Here is a 21,324-nt window from a genome sequence, read left to right on the forward strand (position 1 = left end):
TTTAATACGTTTTAAATTGAATTATCATGTTATTTTAAAACTTTAAGATTATAGGTAATATTTAAAAGGAATTAATAGATGAGAAAAATTTTAGGCGCAGCTTCTCTCATTATGTCTACCTGTGTTGTACATGCTGAACAATTAAAAGAACAACAACAAACTTCTCCATATAGTGCGAATGTTACTTTTGCTAGCCAATATATTTCACGTGGGTTTCAACAGACTTGGGGTAAACCTGCATTACAGGGTGGGCTGGATTATGCTAATCCGAATGGTTTTTTTGTCGGAACTTGGGCATCAAGTGTGAGCTCAAATTACCTTCGGGATGCTTCAGTTGAATGGGATTTTTATACAGGTTATTTAAAAACAATTGATAAGTTTTCAATTGGGATGTCGGTTTTTTATTACTACTATCCAGGCGCGAAAAGTACACCAGAAACGGGGAGTAGCAGTTATAACTATGGCGAGATCATACCTCAAATTGGCTATGGACCTTTAAGCCTCAAATACTTTGTTACCTATACACCAGATTATGCTGGCTATAACTCCAAAACCATGGGCGGATCTGCTGGTAAAAGGTCGAGAGGATCAAGTTATCTAGACCTGAACTTTACACAGCCGATTAATGATACTTGGACCTTTGGTGCCCACTATGGCTATGAAAGAATCAAAAACTTTTCAGAATCGAATTTTCAGGATGTTAAAGCTGAACTCATTAAAGATTTAGGGGATGGCTGGACTACAGGATTAGCGTATACAAAAGCATGGGATAAAAATAGCTACTATAAAAAGTATAGTAATGGTGAGCCGGGTGCACCTATTTCAAATCCAATTGATTCCACTTTTACAGTCTCTGTAAAAAAGGTGTTCTAAGTTAAATTTAAGAGTATTGATTAACTACGTTTGAAAGGTGCCTTTAAACCCAAACTTTCAAATGTAGTTAAGGGCGATTCAGTCTAACTACACTGTATCAACGAATAAATGTTTAATTTTAAAATAAGACATAAATCATTTAAGATTGTGACTTTAGTTTTTAAGCACATCTTTAATTAGATTTAATAAAATAGATAAGGGGTCAGTAGTGCCAGAAATTGATAATAAACAACAACCTAATCCTGAGTATTCATTAAAAGTTGATTGTGCATCAGCTTTGAACTTTGTTTTACAGCAAAATTCAGTGCCCCTTATTCGACAAATTCTAATCTCTTCAACTGAAACAATTTCTGGTTCTCGAATCGTTATTCGCTCTAACCCTGAATATTTCAAAGAACACACCATCAATATTGCGAGTTTGGAAGGCAACCAAGTCTTGGCTCTTGATAAACCAAAATTAGTTTTTGATATTAAATTATTGCAAGAGATACCCGAGAATATTAAAGGGAATATTGAAGTAGTTTGGATAAGTGAAAATGAAGAACTGCTAGCAGAACAGCAGATAGAAATCGATGTATTGACTGTTGATACTTGGGGTGGAGAACGTCAGCCAATTGAATTATTAGCAAGTTTTTCACAGCCTAATGCTTCAGCTCTTAGTCCAATTCTTGTTAAAGCGAGTGAAATTTTAAAAACAAAAGTATTAGGTTCATTAAATGGTTATCAAGACCGAGATCGAGATTCTGTTTTATCTCAGCTGAATGCGGTATGGGAATCTTTATTACAACAAGATATTCATTATATTGTTAACCCAGCAAGCTTTGTTAAATCGGGCCAAAGAATCCGTTTGGCAAAGCAGATTTTTGAAGAAAAGTTAGCATGTTGTTTAGACACGACAATACTTTTAAGTGCCTTGGCAGAACAAATAGGCTTAGATACTTTACTTATTATTGAAGAAGGACATTCGTATCTTGGTGTTTGGTTAAATGAGACGCCAAATGTTGACTTGATCATTGATGATATTCAAGCTTTAAGAAAACGTTATGATTTAGGTGAGATAGTCTTTATCGAAACCACGTTGCTTACACAGCAAGGCAAATTTACAACTGCGCTAGAAACTGCAAAACAATATATAAAGGATGAATCTCGTCAGAATAAGTTTTATCTTGCGATAGATGTTCGTCAATCCCGATTACGTGGTATTAAGCCGATTTCTGCAAATCTGGAAAAGAAAAATCATTTGGATGATACAGAGATTGAATGGGCGACGGCATCTATTCCTGTTTACGATAATGAGCGCCCTCTTGAAAATAAAGCCACACGTGTTGATCGTTGGTTACGCCGTTTATTAGATTTAAGCCTTCGTAACAAACTCTTAAATTTTAAAGATAATCGTTACAGCATCCCATTACAGTGTTCTGAGTTAACACTTAGCAAACTTGAAGATGCGCTAGCAAATCAGGAAGGCTTCTTATTTAAAAGTGTTGATAGTATTTCTTTAAAAGATGTTCAGCGCGACAACGAAAGTCAGCATATTAATCAATACGTTGATGAAAACCTTTCTAGAAAATTATTATTTAGTCCTTTAGATGCATCTTTATTAGAAAAACGCTTGATTGAAGTCTATCGTGCTTCACGTACTGCTTTAGAGGAAGGTGGGGCTAATACATTATTTCTTGCGGTTGGTTTTCTTGAGTGGAGAGAGTCCGAACGCTCGAAACGTACATTTAAAGCACCTTTACTCCTCATTCCTGTACAGATTACGCGTGAGACAGCTAAAACAGGTTATCGTCTATTTATGTATGATGATGAACCACGTTTTAACTCTACTTTATTACAACTATTAAGACAGGATTTTGAACTTGATATTGCTGGCCTAAATCCTCTGCCAACAGATGATTCTGGTATAGATGTCGATCAAGTTTTACATATTGTAAGAAAGGCAATTGTAAATATAGCAGGATGGGAAGTAAAAGCTGAAGCTGCAATTGGTCAATTCTCATTCTCAAAATATTTAATGTGGCTTGATTTGTCTTCAAGGATGGATCAACTAAAAAACCAATCTGTGGTAAATCATCTGATTGAATCTCCACGGGAACCTTTTATTAAACAAGACGAATTCCCGCAACCCGCTCAATTAGATCAACAATATAAGCCACAACAATTATTTACTCCATTATCGTCTGATTCTTCGCAGTTGGCAGCAGTCATGTCCGCAGCGTTGGGGCGTACTTTTGTGTTGTCAGGCCCTCCTGGTACAGGAAAGTCGCAGACTATTACAAATATGATCTCTCAATGTTTGGCAGATGGTAAGTCTGTATTATTCGTGTCTGAAAAAATGGCTGCTTTAGAAGTCGTTTATCGCCGTCTGACACAAATTGGCTTAAGTGAATTGTGCTTGCAGTTACACTCATCAAAATCTCAAAAAATGGAAGTACTTGATCAACTGAGAGAAAGAGCGCAGAAAAATAATGATCCTTACTTCCTAAGTATTCAACCCAAAATAACAGAATGGCAGAAGCTTTCAGATAGATTAATTCAAACCCGTGATGAACTGAATCAACATGTAAAAAATCTCCATACATCACATGCGATTGGCTGGAGTTTATATGCAGCAATGAGTGATGAACTTCGTTATCGGGATACACCCCATTTACGGTTTCCTGATATCAGTATTGCGACTTTGACAGCAGAAAAGCGTGAGCTAATGAGTGAGACAGTGACACAAGCTGTAAGTTTGCGTCAGCTGGTCAACGAAAATGCGAAAGATGTATTGAATGGTTTTGCTGAGGGATTGGCTGAGCCAATTTGGAGTTTGGTATGGCAAGAACAGTATCAAATATTACAAGATCAACTTGTAGACCAAATACAACGTTTGCAAAATTCAGTGTCTATTTGGCAAGAGGTCTTTGGGTTTGAAGAAAAGCAAAATCTGAGTCAGGTTAAACATGATGTTTCTATTTTTAATGCGTTATCTGATCTCGTTCAACAAACCGATTTAAAATTATTAAGTATTATTAAAGATTTAAATTTAGCAACAATCACACAAGCGAAACAAATAGTCCAAGATTTGAAACAGCAGCGTTCGTCGTTAGCTGAACAATACCAATCTCAAATTTATCAAGCAGATTTAAGTCAAATTGGTTTTAAATGGCGTGAAGCAGAATCAAAAATTTTTCCATTCTCATGGTTCGCTAAGTTTCAGTTGAGAAATTTGCTCAAAACTTATCAAAGCTCAACTCAACGTCCTACAGCTTTGGCGGTTGCACATGACTTACCAATTTTGCAACATATCCAAAGTCAACAAAGACAGTTCACTGAATGTGAAAATCAGTTGGCGAGTAAGTTTGACTCTTACTGGCAGAGTGAAGAGAGTGCGTGGGAAAGTTTTGAAACTATTCATAATCAGTGGCAAGAAATTAAGCAGATAGTTGCTTCAAAAATTACTGATCAAGCAACTTTATTAAAAGCCGTGGAATTTAGTAAAAATAATAGTTTGGATGAAATCAAACAAAACATAGCTCAAGTGGAAAATACATTCAGTCAATTGCTGAATGATCACGGACTAAAAAATGATGTTCAACTTACTCCATATCTAGATATTAATTTTAATGAAATCCTCGCAAGACAGCATCAATTACAACAACACAGTTCATCTTGGAGACATTGGTTAAATTGGCAAGCTATAAAAAGCCAGTTGATTCAACATGGGTTAAAACCGTTGGCCTTTGAACTCTTAGATACTCCATTGGAGTTGGATGCTGCTTTAAAGCGTTTGAATATTAATTTAGCGAGACACTGGATTACTCATCAATTTAGTCAACATCCAGAATTAAATCAGTTCAATAGTCAACAACATGAACAGAAGATCCAAACTTTTGCACAGCAAGACAGAGATCACCAGCTTGCTGCGAGTCATGAGATTATTCATCGTTGGAATGCTATTTTTAGTGAACAAGATAAACATAAGGCTCAGTGGACTGTTCTCAATAAAGAATTAGGTAAAAAGCGCCGTCATATTCCTGTACGCGAATTAATGCGTCAGATTCCTGATGTGTTAGTTGGGTTAAAACCATGTTTATTAATGAGTCCGTTATCAGTTGCTCAATATCTGGATACAGAAGCAAAATTTGATGTGGTGATTTTCGATGAAGCATCACAGATTCCCGTATGGGATGCGATTGGTGCATTAGCGAGAGGTAAACAGTCAATTGTGGTGGGTGATAATAAACAAATGCCGCCAACAAGTTTCTTTGGTAAAGGAGATTCTGAGGAAGAGGTCGATGAGGAAGTAACCGAAGATCTAGAAAGTATTCTAGATGAATGCCTTGCTGCTCAGCTACCAGAATTGGCCTTGAACTGGCATTACCGTAGCCGTTATGAAAGCCTCATTCAATTTAGTAATCAGAAATACTACAAAGGTGGTTTATTTACTTTCCCTGCACCTGTTGCCAAAGATACGGCTGTAAAACTACATGTGGTTGATGGTGTATATGACAAAGGTGATACACGTACCAATAGTAATGAAGCAAAGGCGATTGTGGAATTTATTATTCAACATTTACAGTCACAGTTAGGGCAAGAGAATCCTGTGACTCTCGGTGTTGTAACCTTCAATATGACTCAACAAAAGTTAATTGAGGATTTGCTAGATAATGAATTGGCAAACCATCCTGAGTTAGAGACATTGAGTAAGTCGGGCATTGAACCTTTATTTGTCAAGAATTTAGAAAATGTGCAAGGAGATGAACGCGATATTATCGTTTTCTCAATTACCTATGCAAAAGATCAGGATGGTCGCCTATCAATGAATTTTGGTGCGCTAAACCGTCAAGGTGGCCAGCGCCGTCTAAATGTAGCTATTACTCGCGCTCGTCAAGGGTTACATGTTTTCTCTGCTTTGAGTCCGGAAGAAATTAATTTGGCACGTACCAACAGCGAAGGTGTAAGAGATCTAAAAGACTTCCTTATTTTTGCTCGAAGTGGTCAGCTACATTTAAATTATGTTGATCAAAGTAAACAGCAGACTAAAAAAGAATTTGTAGAGTACTTACAAAATAAACTGCAAGAACATGGTTGGAGCGTGGACCTCGGAATAGGTCAGGGGGATAGCTGTGTAGATTTAGCCATTAAGGATAATTTGAACCCGGGCAGTTATATTGCAGGTATTATCGTAGATGGTGAAAACTATGCTAAGGCAGCTACTGCACGAGACCGAGATCAGCTAAGACCAACTGTTTTAAATGGATTAGGCTGGGAAGTTTTATCAGTTTGGACAGTAGATTGGTGGTTAGATCCAGAGCAAAACTTAACTAAATTAATGAATGAATTGGAAGAGATAAAATCGAAGGAAGATGTTGCTTAAATTGTATAAAACAGATAGGGGCTGACCTTATCTGTTTCTATTTAGCAATTTTGTAGTTACTCAACTTGATGAATCATTCTCTATTAGATTAGTAAAAAAATCTTATTAAATAATAGTGTATCCGCCATCAATCGTAATACATGATCCATTCATAAAACGTGCTTCATCAGAAGCGAGGAAAATAGCTAACTCGGCAACTTCTGAGGCTTCACCAAAACGGTCCAGTGGAATTTTATCAGTAGGGCGAGTTTCTAGCATTTTGGCCGTCATAGGCGTACGAATAGTACCTGGGCAAATAGCATTAATTTTGATGCCATGTTTGGAATATACTGCGGCTAAATGTTTTGTATAACCAATTACAGCATGTTTTGAGGCTGTATAAGATGCGCCTCCCATTTGAGCAACTAAGCCCGCAATAGATGCAATATTGATAATTGCACCAGAACCATGTTCAATCATTTTGGGTAGAACCAAATTACTTAAATTGAATACAGCTTTTACATTTATGGCAAATATTCTGTCCCAAAGCTCTTCGGTCGTATCTAGACTATTGGTATATTTGTCAAAAATTCCTGCATTATTCAGTAGTACATCAATTCGCCCAAACTTCTCAAGTGTAAATTCAACCAGCTGCTGGAGCTGATCAAATAGAGTAACATCAACTTGAAAGGCAAAGGCTTCTCCACCTGCGTTGATGATCTTCTCGGCAACTTGCTTAGCCTGTTCTAAATTTAGGTCGGCAATAATTAATTTTGCTCCTTGCTTTGCAAAAGCAATTGCTTCCGACTCTCCCATACCAGAGGCTGCACCTGTGATAATACAGACTTTATTTTTTAGTCTAGACATAATACATTTCCTAAATCCTAAGTTTTGATCTAAGCTCTATGTGTGAAATAGATGCTTAAATGTTTAAGTTCTCCTGTAAGAATTAAAATACGTATTTAGACAAACGAGCTCTAGATACAATCTGGGAATAAAGACGATATTCAGACATACTGAGCGAATATCGGACAGGGAATTAAAAAAGGGAAATAATGAGGGATCAGATTATTCAACATCCGCTCTCAGAAGAGACGATCAAATATGATGACTATATTGCAGGTTTAGCAAAGGGCCTAAATATTCTCGAAGCTTTTGGGACAGATCGACAGCGGTTAAATGTTACTCAGGTTGCAGAGCGAACCAATATTACCCGTACAGCAGCACGAAGATATTTAAAGACACTCAAATTTTTAGGTTATCTTGACACTGATGAATATTATTACTGGTTGACACATAAAGTACTTAAGTTTTCCGGGGCTTTTTTAAGTACAGCACATTTGCCAAAAATATCGCAGTCTGTGTTAAATCATTTATCTGAAAAAACGACGTTGGTTTTCTCAGTGGTGGTTCAAGATAATTATGAGGTCGTTCCGATTGCAAGAAGTGTGGCGCAAAATGATCATTTCCGAGTAAGTCCTTTTGGTATTCATCTAGGTAACCGAATTCCTGCTCATGCTTCATCTACGGGTAAAGTTTTATTAGCGCATAAATCTTTAGAAGAGCAGAAAAACTGGATTAAGTTATATGGTCTTAAGCGATTTACTGCATACACTTATACAGAAGAAGAAAATTTTCTAGCTGCGCTACAAACCATTAAGGATAATGGTTATTGTATTTCAGCCGAAGAATATGAGTTGGGTGTAACGGCAATTGCAATTCCGATTATTAATCAGACTGGCGATATTATTGCAGGGTTAAATGCTGTTGCTCCAATTTCTAAAGTAAACGATGCATATCTAATTAATACCGTTTTGCCATTACTAAGAGAGGCAGCCAAGGAAATTAGAGATATGGTTTAGTTTATTATTACTTTGGTTTCAACAAAACGCCTTAATTGGGCGTTTTTTTATATTTAAAATAATTTTATCAATATTTTAAGACTATTTATTTTGTCTTATATAACCGTTGGAAGAGATGATTTTATAAACAGTGAACGATATAAGATGTGTTTGCGCGATGATCGTTCAATTTAAAAGAAAGTGATCTAGTCGGAATTATTATAGCCCCGTAGTTTAATAAAAAGAAAAGCGTTCGGTAGCACTATCAGGATTGTGTAGCCAAGTGTCTTAGGCAAGTGAACGCATGGATCTGTCGCAAGGAGTGACAACAATGAATACAAAATTACCCCAACAACTTGAATGTGATTTGGTTGTGGTGGGCGCTGGTGCAGGCGGTTTGTCGACTGCGATTACTGCTAAGAAAAAAGGCTTAAATGTTATTGTACTTGAAAAGGACCATGTGTTCGGAGGTACAACTGCTTTTTCTGGTGGAGTCCTATGGGTTCCAGGAAACCATCATGCAAAACAAAATGGTATACAAGATAGTCGTGAAGCAGCGTTGACCTATTTAAAGCATGAAACCAAAGAGTTTTTTAATGCTGAGGCTGTAAATGCATTTCTGGATTATGCACCTGAAATGCTCCAGTATTTTGAACAAAATACCTCAGTCAAATTTATCCCGACACTTTATCCAGACTATCATCCGGATGCTCCGGGTGGGGTTGATATTGGTCGCTCTGTGCTAGCTGCGCCGTACGATATTCGTGGTTTGGGCGAGAATATGAAACGCTTACGTCCCCCCCTTAAAACAATTACCTTTATTGGTATGATGTTTAATTCATCTAATGCAGATTTAAAGCACTTTTTTAATGCCACTAAATCTTTTACTTCATTTATGTATGTCGCGAAGCGATTAGCTATTCATTTAAAAGAACTGGCTGTCTATGGTCGCGGTACCAATGTCACAAGCGGTAATGCATTAGCTGCACGTTTAGCTAAATCTGCCTTTGACTTGGATATTCCCATTTATACAGAAGCTGAAGTTAAGCAGTTAAATTTTGAAAATGACAAAGTTGTTGGTGTACAAGTTCAACAACAAGATCAGCACTGCCAGATTAAATTTAAAAATGGAGTCGTGCTGGCATGTGGAGGTTTTTCACATGATATTGCAAGACTCAAACAAGTTTACGCGCACCTGAAACGTGGGGGTGAACATATCTCACCTGTACCAAAGACCAATACAGGGGATGGATGTCGCCTTGCAGAGTCAGTTGGCGGTGTGGTGGATATTCACTATGCGGATTCTGCTGCATGGATGCCAGTTTCAAAAGTTCCTTACACAGATGGTTACGGTGTATTTCCACATTTATTAGACCGCTATAAGCCTGGAATTATTGGTGTGCTTAAAAATGGTAAGCGTTTTACCAATGAATCAAACTCTTATCATGACGTGGGTGCGGATTTATTTAGAGCTTGCGAGAATTTTGATGAAACCGCTATGTGGTTGATTTGCGACCATAAAACGATTAGCAAATATGGTTTAGGTTATGCTAAACCCGCGCCTATGCCACTTTCACCTTTAATTAAAAAAGGATATCTCTTAAAAGGTAATAGTTTAAAAGAATTGGCACAACAAACAGGAATTAATGCCGAACAGTTGGTCAAGACAGTACAGCATTATAACGAGGGTGCTGTGAAGGGTGAAGATCCAGAATTCCATCGAGGCTCTACTTCATTCAACCGATATTTGGCCGATCCAGATCACAAACCAAATCCGTGTGTAGCACCTATTGAGCAAGGTCCATTTTATGCTGTGAAAGTGTTTATGGGGGATTTAGGAACATTTGATGGAATTAGAACAGCAGTAACTGGTGAAGTGTTAAATCAGTTTCATCAACCCATTCAAGGTTTATATGCAGTGGGTAATGATCGTGCGAGCATTATGGGAGGGAACTACCCTGGTGCAGGAATAACTTTAGGGCCAATCATGACTTTTGGTTATATCACTGGATCGCATATTGCTGATTTAGCTAAAGGAGGGGGCGGTTTTATTTCATCTAAAAATTCTAAATCTGCCAACTCTCAATCTGTTAAGGAGACTTTTCATGTTTCATAAACCGATTGTTGATCACCGTATTTACAATATTACACCAAGATGTATGCCTAGATTTCTTGAGGTATTCGATCAGCTGGCGATGCCTATTTTGAAAAAACATTTGGGTGAACCACTTGGTTTTTATATTAGTAATATCGGTACATTGAATCAGGTCGTACATTTGTGGGGCTATGACAGTCTGGATGACTATGAAAAGCGCAGTCATGCCCGAGATACAGATCCAGACTTCCAAATTTATCTGAAAGCATCTGAGGGGTTGGTGGTATCACAGGTGAATCAAATTTTAAGGCCAGTGAACTTAGCTTCATTAATTAAGCCCTAAACAACTGATTATTTAAAAATTCCCTTAAGGAACGGTGTTTTGAAAAAAACACCGAGGGAAACTTCGTGCTTTTATAAGGAGAAACTCATGAGCACAAGTCAAATACAAAGGAAAGATGTAAAAAGCATATTAAATGAAAATAAGATGGGTGGATTACAAAAGCTCATTCTATTTTTTTGTTTTGCTATTATTGCCCTAGATGGTCTAGATGTAGTGGTCATGGGGTTGATTGCTCCTCAGATTATTCAGGAGTGGGGCATTAGTGCAAAAGAATTAGCACCAGTTTTAAGTGCAGCATTAGTTGGATTAGCAATAGGTGCCTTAGTTTCCGGACCATTATCAGATAAATTTGGCCGAAAACCAGTACTAATTTTAAGTGTACTTGGCTTTGGTATTTTTACCTTGCTGACGGCTTTCTCCACTGATATTACGCATCTCTTAATTTATCGCTTTCTTACTGGATTAGGTGCAGGTGCTGCTGCTCCCAATGCAGCAACTTTAGTTTCAGAATACGCAGCAGATCATCGCCGTTCATTTTCAGTTACTGTTGCCTACTGTGGCTTTTCTTTAGGCGCTGCCGCAGGCGGTTTTTTGGCGGCATGGATGATTCCTGAGTTTGGCTGGCGTAGTATGTTGATATTAGGGGGCGTGTTGCCTTTGATTTTGGCCCCATTTTTATATTGGAAAATGCCTGAATCCATTACCTATCTAGTCAAGCAATCGTACTCACAAGATAAAATCAAAGCGATTTTAAAACGCTTATTTCCACAATCCTCTTTTTTAAACCAAGAAATTTATTTGAATGAAGTAAAGACCGAGAAATCAGGTATAAGTCTGATTTTATCTAGTAAATATCGCTATGGTACGGTCATGCTCTGGATCAGTTATTTCATGGCATTATTTTTAATCTATCTATGCAGTAGCTGGTTGCCAACCTTAATTAAGTCGAATCAATTTACCATTTCTCAAGCTGCCATTGTGACTTCGTTCTTTCAAATTGGTGGTCCTGTTGGGAGTATCACTCTTGGTTGGTGTATGGATCATTATCGTCCGCGTTTGGTTCTTTTTATTGCCATGTTGATTGGTGCACTTGCAACCTTTGGGTTAGGGCATTTTGGTCATGATATGGTGCTTATGTGTGTTTTTGCATGGATTCTTGGTTTTACCTTTAATGGTGGGGCCGTTGGTTTGAGTGCTTTAGCGACTGGATATTATCCGACTTCTGCTCGTGCAACCGGAGCAAGCTGGATGAATGGTATTGGGCGCTTTGGTGCAATATTAAGTGCATTTGCTGGAGCTGCGATGATCAGTTCAGGTATGCCATTTTCTATGATGTTCTCATTGTTAATGATTCCTGCTGTACTTTCTGGTTTTGCTGTTTTAATTCAGGGTGTTAAAACGAAACAGTCTGTTGTGCAAACCAAAACCCAGTTGAGTTAAATCAGTAATAAAGCAAGTTATTAACAATTTTAAAATCTATCTTTGCTTCTTAAATATTTTCTATGGCTTTGAATTAGCTTGATCAGCATGCTGGTCAGGTAAGGATAAATACACTTAAAAAATGTATAGCAGTTGATTCAGCTGAAATAATTCAAGGCTTTATGTTCATAATAAACAATGTGCTAAGGAATAGCATTAATGAAATTTTCTATGACTTCGCTTGCGATGATTTCAACTTTTACATTAGCAAGTAGTGCGGTATTCGCCTTGGATCCTTTAGCTCAGGATCAAAAATGGATATTGGGCGATTGGAACGGAAAACGGACTCAACTCGAACAGCAAGGTTATCAATTTACCACCGCTTTTCAAAATGAAAGTGCTGTTAATTTGAGTGGGGGATATGATGATTCATCACGACTATTTAATGCAAACCAATGGACATTTGGTACACGTCTAGATTTAGAAAAAATCGCAGGTTGGAAAGATACTCAAGCACAGTTGAGCATAACGAAACGAGATGGACAACCACTTTCTACTGATCGGATTAGTGATCCTAGAGCGCCGCAATTTAGTAGTGCTCAAGAGATTTATGGTCGTGGACAATGGTGGCGTTTAACCAGTGCATGGGTTAAAAAAGGATTTTTGAATAATGATCTACAAATTAAGGTAGGTCGTATGGGGCTTTCAGATGATTTTAATGCATCGCATTGTGAGTTTCAGAACTTAATATTATGCGGAGGTCAGTTAGGTAAAACAGTAGGAGATATTTGGTTCAATAGTCCTGTAAGCCAATGGGGAATTAACGCCAAATATCAATTTTTACCATCGCTCTGGTTTGGAACAGGAATTTATGAGGTCAATCCTGAAAATGCTTTAGAGCAACATGGTTTTAATTTGGATATGGATCAACGTAAAGGTATTTTAATTCCTGCGGAACTATCGTGGAAACCAAATCTAGCATTTTTCGATGGCTTAAGTGGTGAATATAAAGTCGGTGCATTTTTGTCAACGGCAGATGCACGTAATGTTAGTACAGATGAAAAAGGTAATATTGAGCCAAATGCAGCAGATCGGAAATGGGAAAACAATAAGCATAGTGTTTGGCTTAATGCGCAACAACAGGTTTTTGCGCCTGCGGACGACCCTAAGCGTGGTTTATTTATTTCAGCAAACTTTACTTTTAATGATAAATCTACAACTGTTGTTGAAAGCACACAGCAACTAGCGCTTTGGTATAAGGGCATATTCGAGCATCGACCAAATGATACTATTGGTTTAGGTCTGGCACGTTTTGATGTGAATGATCGTGTCCGAGAACGCCAAAATGTATCTAATCAATTGCTGGGATTAACCGAAGCTGACTATGCGAATCCGAAATATACACCGATTCAGCATGACGAATTGAATATTGAATTGAACTATAACTTTCAATGGTCACCTAGTATTGCTTTACGACCAAATATTCAATATGTGTATCAACCTGGTGGTGTAAAACAAGTGGATGATGCTTGGGTCGCAGGTATGGCCATGAAACTTAATTTTTAAATATGTATGAATAAAAAGGCAAACAGAGGTTTGCCTTTTTATTTTCCAAACAAGATTCTTAGATTTTCTTGGAAAAGCGTTTCAAGTGATAAAACTTCATTTGGATTGAGGATGCCATTGTGAATCATACCCATCCACATAGGGCTCACAATAAGCAATGCAAATTGCTGTGGGGAAATAGTGGCTGATAATTCTCCACGTTGAATCGCTAGACTGGTTAATTGCTCAAGCTCATACTGAATAGGTAAAAAAATCTTATTTACGTAAGTTTGACGAATATGCGGAAAATTATTTCCTTCACGTAAAATTAAGAGAGCCATATCCGCACGACCAGTCGTTTCAAGCGTTAACACACTGGGAATAATCTTTTTACAAATAAAGTCGTAGACGGTCTCATTCTGCGTGATTTCAGAGGCGCGAATAGGACGAAATGAATCGTTGATGAGAGCATCAATTACTGCTTCAAATAGCTGATCTTTCGTTTCAAAATAAGAATAAATCGTACCTTTGCCTAATTCAGCATGTTTAGCTATATCTGAAATTTTTGCTCTTGCAAAACCCACTTCAATAAAATGTTGTAGAGCAGAGTCAATAATTTTCTTTTTAGTTTCTTGCGTCTTTTCTAAGCTTGGGCCGCGTGTTTTAGATTTTGTCATGTTGAACTATATTTTGTTACTACAAGATTATTCTAACATAAATTGACCTGCGGGTCATATTTGAATTAAAATCGACTTAAAAGTCACTTTTGGTCGAATTATGCAGACACCAAAGTCCAGTGTTCAATATTGTATTATTAGTTTTGCACTGTGCCTTGCTGCTTTAAGCACAGCTTTAGCAAGTCCCCTATATGCAATCTATGAACAAGAGTGGGGCGTTTCAACATCTCAAATAGGCTATATCTTTATTTCCTATATGTTAGGTGTAGTCGCTTCGCTTCTGTTTTTGAATAAATTAAACGCAATTTATCACTATAAAAATGTGATTTTGGTCAGTCTGGCTTTAAGCATTTTAGGTTTAGTGTTGTCTGCATTGGCAAGTTCTGTCTGGTTACTTGGCTTTTCAAGATTTCTGATCGGAATTGCATCTGGGTTGATTACCACAGCAGCTATGGTGGGGCTCAAAGACCAATATCCATTTCGTAATAAGGCATTAGCTGAAAAGCTTACATCTATGATTACTGTGCTGGGTTTTGGTTTGGGACCTTTGCTCGGTGGTGTATTAGCTGATCATACCGCGCGGCCATTGGCTGATCCTTATTGGATTATTATCTTTTTTTCAATTCTCATATTTATCAGTGTTTTCTGGGTCAAACCCAGATTTAAAATTGAGAAAAAATATCAGTTAAATGAGTTATTAAAACTACAAGGTTTAGCATTGCCGCAGGTAGCTTCACGCAAAGTTTTCTGGGTCTGTAGTGTGGCTGCACTTTGTAGTTTCGGGGCCTTCAGCTTATATGCAGCTTTGGCTGGAACTTTTATTAAAGAATTACCGATCACATCATCAGCCACCTTAACAGGTGTATCAATTTCAATCATTTTATTTGTATCAGTGTTGAGTCAATTATTTTGTAAATCGTTTAAAGAATTGCATGTGTTGTATGCAGGACTATTCGCTTTATTGCTTGGAACGATTAGTTTGGTGATGGCAGAAGTCGAACACATAGTTTGGTTTTTGTTGATCAGTATTTTACTGACGGGTATGGGACATGGTTTTACGCTAAGTGCTGTCTACCACTTTATTGGCAATATGATGGATCGGGAAAAAAATCCGCTGATCTTTTCTAGTTATTTGTTTATTGCTTATCAAGGTACGATCTGGCCTGTCATCCTTTCCAGTTATTTTATTGAATATTTCGGGGTGGTCATCACATTAGGGCTGATTGCAGCATTATTAATGGTAACTATCGTTTGGTTGATGCATCAACTTAAATTTAAGGTGGGGCCCATATTAGCTAGTTATAAATAACGATGCTCAGTTTTTGGAACTTAAAAATATGTTTAAAAGGAATTTAGGCAATCGAAATATGATTTTGATTGCCTTGTAGGATAGCAAATTAGATATGGATCAAATTGATGATGGAAGCAATTTTCTCTGAAGTCACCATGAGTGCTGGTGCTAATTCTTCAATACGTTTGGGGCTTAAACGTACAGAAGGCCCTGCAATACTGACTGTGCCAAAAGGCTCACCTGTCTGTGGATTGAGAATGATTTTAGCCATAGCAGACATGCCTAGCTCATAGGTGTCACTAATCACACCATAACCTCGCTCTCTAGAAGCCTTAATCATGTGCTCTAGTTCTGTAAGGTCTTTTGGTGAGTTTGGTCCAAAGTTCTTGGCTTTATCGAAACCTTCACGTTCCACAATTCGTGAAAAGTCATTTTGATCAAGGGTAGATAAATACGCTAAACCACAAGCTGAAGCTGGTAAATAGGCCACGTTGCCAGAGTCGGGATCGTATTTTAGACCTGATTTGGCTCCTTGAGCTTTACCAATCCAGATAATTTTTTCGTCTTCGATTAAGCCGAGGCGAACCAGTTCAGAAGAGGTTTCTGCTAGTTCGTCTAGATAAGGCTGAAATGTTTCGGTAATCGAGCGCGAGGACAGAAAACTCAAACCCATTGAGGCAATTTTAAGAGTGAGCTTGTAGTGTTGGGTGATTTCATCTTGATAGATATATCCCATGTCTTTCATCGCAGTCAGGATGCGATGCATTGCAGATTTTGGGATATCGAGATCAACAGAAAGCTGACTAAGGGCACATCCATCTACTTCTTTTAACAGTGCTTCAAGGATGAGCAAAGAACGATCGGTATTGCTGAGCATAAAAATCCTAATATTATTTTCTGGAACAGTGTTCCAAAAAAATTAAAAACAGATTATAGTTGTTTTAGATTCTATCTCAAATGCCGTACAGATGAATCATTCAGATACGGAGTTTCCTAATTATTGAGCTTTTAAGAGTAAGTAGGGAGCAAAACTGAATAAGCGATGGAAAACGCATATTTGCTGATACACACTAATGGAGTAAGTGTATGACTCAACAGGTAAATTTAAGGGAATTTATTGATGAAAATCGTATATCCCCAATACAAAAACTAGTCATCTTTTTATGTTTAATGATCGTAGTTGTTGATGGTATCGATATATCAATCATGGGATTTGTAGCTCCGGTCATTAAGCAGCAATGGGGAATTACTACAACCGATCTTGCACCCGTAATGAGTGCAGCTTTAATTGGTTTAGCTGTAGGCGCTGTAATTTCAGGACCGTTGGCAGACAAGTTTGGACGTAAAAAACTACTCGTTATTAATTTAATTGGTTTTGGCGTATTTACTTTATGTGCGGCAATTTCTTCCAATGTGACTGAGCTAATGATGTTCCGTTTTATTGCCGGTTTATTTATGGGAGGAGTAATGCCACAAGCTGTTACGTTGGTAACGGATTACTCACCCATGAAAATGAATGGTCGTATGGTTACCATCATTCTAAGTGGATTTACAATTGGTGCTGCTATTGGAGGCTTTTTGGCTGCTTGGGTGATTCCACATTTTAACTGGCATGCCATGATGATTATTGGTGGAGTCCTGCCGCTTATTTTAGCCGTTATCGCAGCATTTAAATTACCTGAATCTATTGGCTATAAAGTCCTTAAAGAACATCCAAAAGCAGAGATTGATACCATTATTCATAAAATGGCACCAGATTTTGATACGGCTAACACTGTTTTTGTTTTACCTAAAGCAAAAACCAACACGGTTGATAATCCAGTAAAAGCAGTGCTCAGTCCTTTCTATTTCTTAGGCAGCTTTTTGCTTTGGTGGAGCTACGCATCTGGTTTGTTTGTGGTGTATTTACTTGGAAGTTGGTTACCAATGATGAGCCATGAATTTGGTTTTAGCATCAGTGAGGCTTCAATTATTACAGCGATTTACCAGTTAGGCGGCCCAATAGGTTGTATCGCATGCGGTTATTTGATGGATAAATTTAATCCACATCTAGGTTTAGTGATTGCATATCTATTAGCAATTGGCTTCATGTTCTTTCTAGGTGCGGTGGGTCATAACTTTGTAATGTATAGCATGATGTGTTTCTTCATCGGTATGTGGATGAATGGTGCAAACGCAGGTCTCAACAGTGTTTCAAGTTCATTCTATCCAGTTTTTGCTCGTGCAACAGGAAACAGTTGGATGCATGGTATAGGTCGATTAGGCGCGGTAGGTAGTGCATTTGCCGGAGCATATTTTTTAAGCCTAGGCTGGGAGACCAGCAAAATTTTCCTTGTGCTTTGCTTGCCAACTGCCGGTATGGTCGTAGCATTAATTATTATGAAACTGGTTTATTCACCAACAAAGATACGTCAGCACGAACTTAAAAAAGTTCAAATCTAAAATTCACTAACCCATAGATTTTTAAGGAGATTGAATAATGGATATTCAATTGAATGGATCAACTCGTCTTTATTTTGTGGTCGGACATCCGATTGTACAGGTCAAATCACCTGAGGGTGTAACCATGGAGCTAGTTAAAAAAGATCTAAATGCGATTGTTGTACCTGCTGATGTAGCACCAGAACACTTCCCAAATTTTGTTCAGCAAAATTTGTATTTAAATAATAGTGACGGCTTGATTGTCACAGTACCCCATAAAATTTCGGCTTTGAATTGCTGCCAAAAATTAACTTCACGCGCACAGTTCATTGGGGCTGTAAATACGATTCGTCGCTGTAAAGAAGGGTGGGAAGGAGACATGCTGGATGGAAAAGGCATGGTACAAGCGATACGAAATAGGTTAATCGAGTTAAAAGATAAACGTGCCATTTTGGCTGGAGCTGGTGGAGCAGGTAAAGCGATTGCTTATGAATTACTTCTTGCTGGAGTAGCTGAGTTAGCAATTTTTGATGTAGATCAAACACGTCAACAACAACTCGTTGAACAGCTTCAACAACTAGGTAAAGGCAAAGTAGTTGCACATAACAATGATCCAACAGGATTCGACGTTGTAGTCAATGCGACGCCTATGGGAATGAATGGTGATCCTTCTGCTGCTTTTCAACTTGAAAAAATAACTGCACAAATGTCGGTTGCAGATGTCGTGACTAGTCCTGAAAACACACCATTTATTCAGCATGCGTCAACTCTAGGATGTAACGCAGTCAAAGGAACGGATATGTTCATTCAGGTTCGTGACTTAATGGTTGCTTATTTACTTGAGAAAGAGCAGGAGCAACAAGATGTCGCGTGAATATTCACTTTCATTTTTGACAGTTGCAGATGTGAGTCCTGTAGAAGCAGTCAAAATTGCAGCAAATTGTGGTTATGCAGCAGTGGGCTTACGCCTGCTGCCAGCAGCACCTAATGAAGTAGATTATCCAATTTTAAATGATAGCAAACTAATTAAGGAAACAAGGGCTGCTTTGGATGACACAGGTATTCGTATTGCTGATGTTGAAATTGTACGAATTACTTCCGACTTTGAGCCAAATAAATATTTGCAGTTTTTAAGTACCGCTGAGCAGCTCGGTGCTAGGCATATTCTAGTTGCAGGAAATGACCCTGAGCAATCAAGACTAATACATCACTTCGCACAATTTTGTGAATTAAGTAAACAGTTTAGCTTGAGCTGTGACCTAGAGTTCATGCCATGGACCAATGTGAAAAACTTGGCGCAGGCTGAATATATCGTGAATCAATCAGGGCAAGAAAATGCTGCCATTTTAATTGATGCATTACATTTTGACCGATCAGATTCGACAATTGAGCAAGTCAAAGCACTTGATCTGAAGCAATTGAACTATGTTCAGCTTTGCGATGGTTTTGCTGAATATGATCCGAGTGATGAAGGCTTAATTAAGATTGCACGTTCTAATCGATTAGTGCCAGGGCAAGGCGAAATTGATCTTGTAGGATTAATTCGTGCTTTACCCAAAGAAATTATGTTAGCTGCAGAAGTCCCAAATTTGGTACTAGCTGAACGTCCAGCTCTTGAGCGCGCTGAAATTAATTTGCAAGCAATGAAGCAGCTCGTTGCACTCGCTCAATTGGGCACTGTTACGGGGTAAGAAGTATGAACGCAAAAACCCAACAACCATTTCAGATGATTTCAATACCAATTCGTGAATGCTACGAATGTGATGTTTTAGTCATTGGTTCAGGTGCCGGAGGGCTTTCAAGCGCCGTGACCGCAGCACATGAAGGATTAAAGGTTATTGTCGCAGAGAAAGCATCAGTATTTGGTGGAACAACTGCTGTATCGGGAGGATGGTTATGGATTCCTAATACACCTCATGCTGAACGAGAAGGTCAAGCCGAACCGATTGAGATGCCAAAGCAATATTTAAAAAATATTTTGGGTGAAAAGTATGATGAAACCAAAATTCATACCTATTTAACTCAAGCACCGAAAATGGTGGAATTTTTCGAAGCCAAAACTGAAGTCAAATTTAATATCGGTGCGGCGGTGCCTGACTTTTTTAATATTGAAGGTACTAGGGTTGGGTGGCGTTCGATTGTTGCGGCACCTTACGATGGCCGTTTACTTGGTCAGAAACTAAATATCCTACGTCCGCCAATTCCTGAAACTACTCTTTGGGGAATGGGTATCGCGTCTGGCGTAGATATGAAGCATTTCATTAATACTTTTAATGCAATTCCATCCTTTATCTATGCGACCAAAAGAGTATTACGACATTTTTTTGATCTAATTTTTACTAAGCGCTCAACTCAGATTGTGAATGGTAATGCTTTGGCGGCTCGCTTACTCAAATCTGCACTTGATTACAAAGTAAAGCTATTGGCAAATCATGCCATGACTGAATTAGTTGAAGAAAATGGTCGAGTGATTGGAGCATTATTTAAAACACCAGCTGGCCTCATCAAAATAATAGCAAAACATGGCGTGATACTAGCGACTGGCGGTTTCCCTCATGATGAAAAACGTAAACAGGCTTTATTCAAACATGTGAGTGACGGGACTCCTCATCATTCAGCTGCTCCTGAAACAAATATAGGTGATGGCTTAATTGCGGCAGAAGCAATTGGCGCAACTGTTGATGAAACCTTGCCTTGGTCTGGCGCATGGGCCCCTGTTTCATTAATTCCACGTTTAGATGGAACTTTAGGTCGTTTTCCACATTTGGTTGAGCGAGGCAAACCTGGATTAATTGCAGTTTTAAAAAATGGATACCGCTTTACCAATGAAGGTGAATCCTATCCTTTATTTATTAAAGATCTATTCAAACATACACCGCAAGGCGAACAAGCACATTGCTGGTTGATTTGTGATCACAAGTTCGTTCGCCGTTATGGCTTAGGCGCTGTTAAACCTTTTCCAATTTCTCTAAAACCTTGGCTAGACAATGGTTACTTAAAACAAGGGCACACTATTCAAGAGCTGGCTGTGACGTGCGGTATAGATCCAGTTCAGTTTTTAAAAACAGTTGAGCAGTACAACCAATATGCCTATTTAGGCCAAGACCCCGAGTTTCAACGTGGTACTACTCCTTATCAAAAAGCACAGGGTGATGCTGATCATCATCCGAACCCATGTATTGCCCCGATTGAAAATGGACCATTTTATGCAGTTGAGGTGGTACCAGGAAGTTTAGGGACATTTGCAGGACTGGTTACAGATGAATATGCCCAAGTTCTAAATAAAGCAGGGCAACCGATTAATGGATTATTTGCGGCTGGAAATGATCTCAATAGCATCATGGGAGGCCAATATCCAAGTGGTGGAATTACCTTAGGCCCAGCCATGACATTTGGTTATCTTGCTGCAAAAAAAATTGCTGAACAAGCTAGAACTGAAACAGTAGCGTTCACGCCACATAAGCAAGATTAAGGA

At 38.3% G+C, this 21,324-nt stretch carries 15 protein-coding genes; 12 read left to right on the top strand and 3 right to left on the bottom strand.

Translation table 11 applies throughout. The features are described 5' to 3' along the window. The first annotated feature begins 78 nt into the window (after positions 1 to 78). Both F935_RS05535 and F935_RS05540 read left to right on the top strand, forming a co-directional pair. A complete protein-coding gene (locus F935_RS05535; protein ID WP_016137998.1) occupies positions 79 to 873 on the top strand; it encodes a TorF family putative porin in 795 nt (264 codons plus the stop codon). A 208-nt stretch (positions 874 to 1,081) separates the two neighbouring features. Next, complete coding sequence (locus F935_RS05540; RefSeq protein ID WP_016137999.1) at positions 1,082 to 6,238, top strand: DUF4011 domain-containing protein; 5,157 nt, start codon at positions 1,082 to 1,084, stop codon at positions 6,236 to 6,238. A gap of 105 nt (positions 6,239 to 6,343) precedes the next feature. On the opposite strand, the gene F935_RS05545 is transcribed toward F935_RS05540, so the two are convergent. Further along, positions 6,344 to 7,084: an SDR family NAD(P)-dependent oxidoreductase gene (locus F935_RS05545; RefSeq protein ID WP_016138000.1), complete on the bottom strand. Its 741-nt coding sequence runs from the start codon at positions 7,082 to 7,084 to the stop codon at positions 6,344 to 6,346. A gap of 188 nt (positions 7,085 to 7,272) precedes the next feature. Here F935_RS05545 and F935_RS05550 point away from each other — a divergent pair, with 188 nt between their 5' ends. The 5 genes from F935_RS05550 to F935_RS05570 all read left to right on the top strand — a co-directional run bounded on the left by F935_RS05550 (position 7,273) and on the right by F935_RS05570 (position 13,481). Continuing rightward, positions 7,273 to 8,079 (top strand): IclR family transcriptional regulator domain-containing protein, encoded by an 807-nt coding sequence (locus tag F935_RS05550; RefSeq protein WP_016138001.1) that lies wholly within the window; start codon positions 7,273 to 7,275, stop codon positions 8,077 to 8,079. A gap of 310 nt (positions 8,080 to 8,389) precedes the next feature. Beyond that, a complete protein-coding gene (locus F935_RS05555; protein ID WP_016138002.1) occupies positions 8,390 to 10,174 on the top strand; it encodes an FAD-dependent oxidoreductase in 1,785 nt (594 codons plus the stop codon). Then, positions 10,164 to 10,496, top strand: a complete 333-nt coding sequence (locus F935_RS05560; protein ID WP_016138003.1) for an NIPSNAP family protein — start codon at positions 10,164 to 10,166, stop codon at positions 10,494 to 10,496. Before F935_RS05555 ends, F935_RS05560 begins: the two co-directional genes overlap by 11 nt. 87 nt (positions 10,497 to 10,583) lie before the next feature. After that, on the top strand, positions 10,584 to 11,936 hold the full coding sequence (locus F935_RS05565) for an MFS transporter (RefSeq protein WP_016138004.1): 1,353 nt from the start codon (positions 10,584 to 10,586) through the stop codon (positions 11,934 to 11,936). Between the two features lie 210 nt (positions 11,937 to 12,146). Beyond that, complete coding sequence (locus F935_RS05570) at positions 12,147 to 13,481, top strand: carbohydrate porin (protein ID WP_035366465.1); 1,335 nt, start codon at positions 12,147 to 12,149, stop codon at positions 13,479 to 13,481. A 38-nt stretch (positions 13,482 to 13,519) separates the two neighbouring features. Here the strand turns inward: F935_RS05570 and F935_RS05575 are convergent, their stop codons facing one another. Beyond that, positions 13,520 to 14,137, bottom strand: coding sequence for a TetR/AcrR family transcriptional regulator (locus F935_RS05575; protein WP_016138006.1), 618 nt, complete (start codon positions 14,135 to 14,137; stop codon positions 13,520 to 13,522). A gap of 100 nt (positions 14,138 to 14,237) precedes the next feature. On the opposite strand from F935_RS05575, the gene F935_RS05580 reads away from it, so the two are divergent. Continuing rightward, positions 14,238 to 15,446, top strand: a complete 1,209-nt coding sequence (locus tag F935_RS05580) for an MFS transporter (protein ID WP_016138007.1) — start codon at positions 14,238 to 14,240, stop codon at positions 15,444 to 15,446. A gap of 88 nt (positions 15,447 to 15,534) precedes the next feature. On the opposite strand, the gene F935_RS05585 is transcribed toward F935_RS05580, so the two are convergent. Further along, on the bottom strand, positions 15,535 to 16,305 hold the full coding sequence (locus tag F935_RS05585; RefSeq protein ID WP_016138008.1) for an IclR family transcriptional regulator: 771 nt from the start codon (positions 16,303 to 16,305) through the stop codon (positions 15,535 to 15,537). A 209-nt stretch (positions 16,306 to 16,514) separates the two neighbouring features. On the opposite strand from F935_RS05585, the gene F935_RS05590 reads away from it, so the two are divergent. Genes F935_RS05590 through F935_RS05605 form a run of 4 tightly spaced genes read left to right on the top strand, consistent with a single transcriptional unit; the run spans position 16,515 to position 21,321 of the window. Next, positions 16,515 to 17,870 carry an MFS transporter gene (locus F935_RS05590; protein WP_016138009.1) on the top strand — a complete coding sequence of 452 codons (1,356 nt, stop codon included), beginning with the start codon at positions 16,515 to 16,517 and terminating at the stop codon, positions 17,868 to 17,870. 37 nt (positions 17,871 to 17,907) lie between these two features. After that, positions 17,908 to 18,723: a shikimate dehydrogenase family protein gene (locus tag F935_RS05595; RefSeq protein WP_016138010.1), complete on the top strand. Its 816-nt coding sequence runs from the start codon at positions 17,908 to 17,910 to the stop codon at positions 18,721 to 18,723. Then, positions 18,713 to 19,540, top strand: a complete 828-nt coding sequence (locus F935_RS05600; RefSeq protein ID WP_016138011.1) for a sugar phosphate isomerase/epimerase family protein — start codon at positions 18,713 to 18,715, stop codon at positions 19,538 to 19,540. The genes F935_RS05595 and F935_RS05600 overlap by 11 nt, the downstream gene beginning before the upstream one ends. A gap of 5 nt (positions 19,541 to 19,545) precedes the next feature. Further along, positions 19,546 to 21,321: an FAD-dependent oxidoreductase gene (locus F935_RS05605; RefSeq protein ID WP_016138012.1), complete on the top strand. Its 1,776-nt coding sequence runs from the start codon at positions 19,546 to 19,548 to the stop codon at positions 21,319 to 21,321. Positions 21,322 to 21,324 lie beyond the last annotated feature (3 nt).

Origin of the sequence: Acinetobacter calcoaceticus ANC 3811 (genome assembly GCF_000399665.1) — a bacterium.
Classification (GTDB): domain Bacteria; phylum Pseudomonadota; class Gammaproteobacteria; order Pseudomonadales; family Moraxellaceae; genus Acinetobacter; species Acinetobacter calcoaceticus_B.

Coding starts and splice junctions, on each gene's coding strand:
- F935_RS05605 (WP_016138012.1), top strand. CDS start 19,546: ATGAACGCAAAAACCCAACAACCATTTCAGATGATTTCAATACCAATT.
- F935_RS05570 (WP_035366465.1), top strand. CDS start 12,147: ATGACTTCGCTTGCGATGATTTCAACTTTTACATTAGCAAGTAGTGCG.
- F935_RS05550 (WP_016138001.1), top strand. CDS start 7,273: ATGAGGGATCAGATTATTCAACATCCGCTCTCAGAAGAGACGATCAAA.
- F935_RS05595 (WP_016138010.1), top strand. CDS start 17,908: ATGGATATTCAATTGAATGGATCAACTCGTCTTTATTTTGTGGTCGGA.
- F935_RS05575 (WP_016138006.1), bottom strand. CDS start 14,137: ATGACAAAATCTAAAACACGCGGCCCAAGCTTAGAAAAGACGCAAGAA.
- F935_RS05535 (WP_016137998.1), top strand. CDS start 79: ATGAGAAAAATTTTAGGCGCAGCTTCTCTCATTATGTCTACCTGTGTT.
- F935_RS05600 (WP_016138011.1), top strand. CDS start 18,713: ATGTCGCGTGAATATTCACTTTCATTTTTGACAGTTGCAGATGTGAGT.
- F935_RS05560 (WP_016138003.1), top strand. CDS start 10,164: ATGTTTCATAAACCGATTGTTGATCACCGTATTTACAATATTACACCA.
- F935_RS05555 (WP_016138002.1), top strand. CDS start 8,390: ATGAATACAAAATTACCCCAACAACTTGAATGTGATTTGGTTGTGGTG.
- F935_RS05565 (WP_016138004.1), top strand. CDS start 10,584: ATGAGCACAAGTCAAATACAAAGGAAAGATGTAAAAAGCATATTAAAT.
- F935_RS05580 (WP_016138007.1), top strand. CDS start 14,238: ATGCAGACACCAAAGTCCAGTGTTCAATATTGTATTATTAGTTTTGCA.
- F935_RS05545 (WP_016138000.1), bottom strand. CDS start 7,084: ATGTCTAGACTAAAAAATAAAGTCTGTATTATCACAGGTGCAGCCTCT.
- F935_RS05590 (WP_016138009.1), top strand. CDS start 16,515: ATGACTCAACAGGTAAATTTAAGGGAATTTATTGATGAAAATCGTATA.
- F935_RS05585 (WP_016138008.1), bottom strand. CDS start 16,305: ATGCTCAGCAATACCGATCGTTCTTTGCTCATCCTTGAAGCACTGTTA.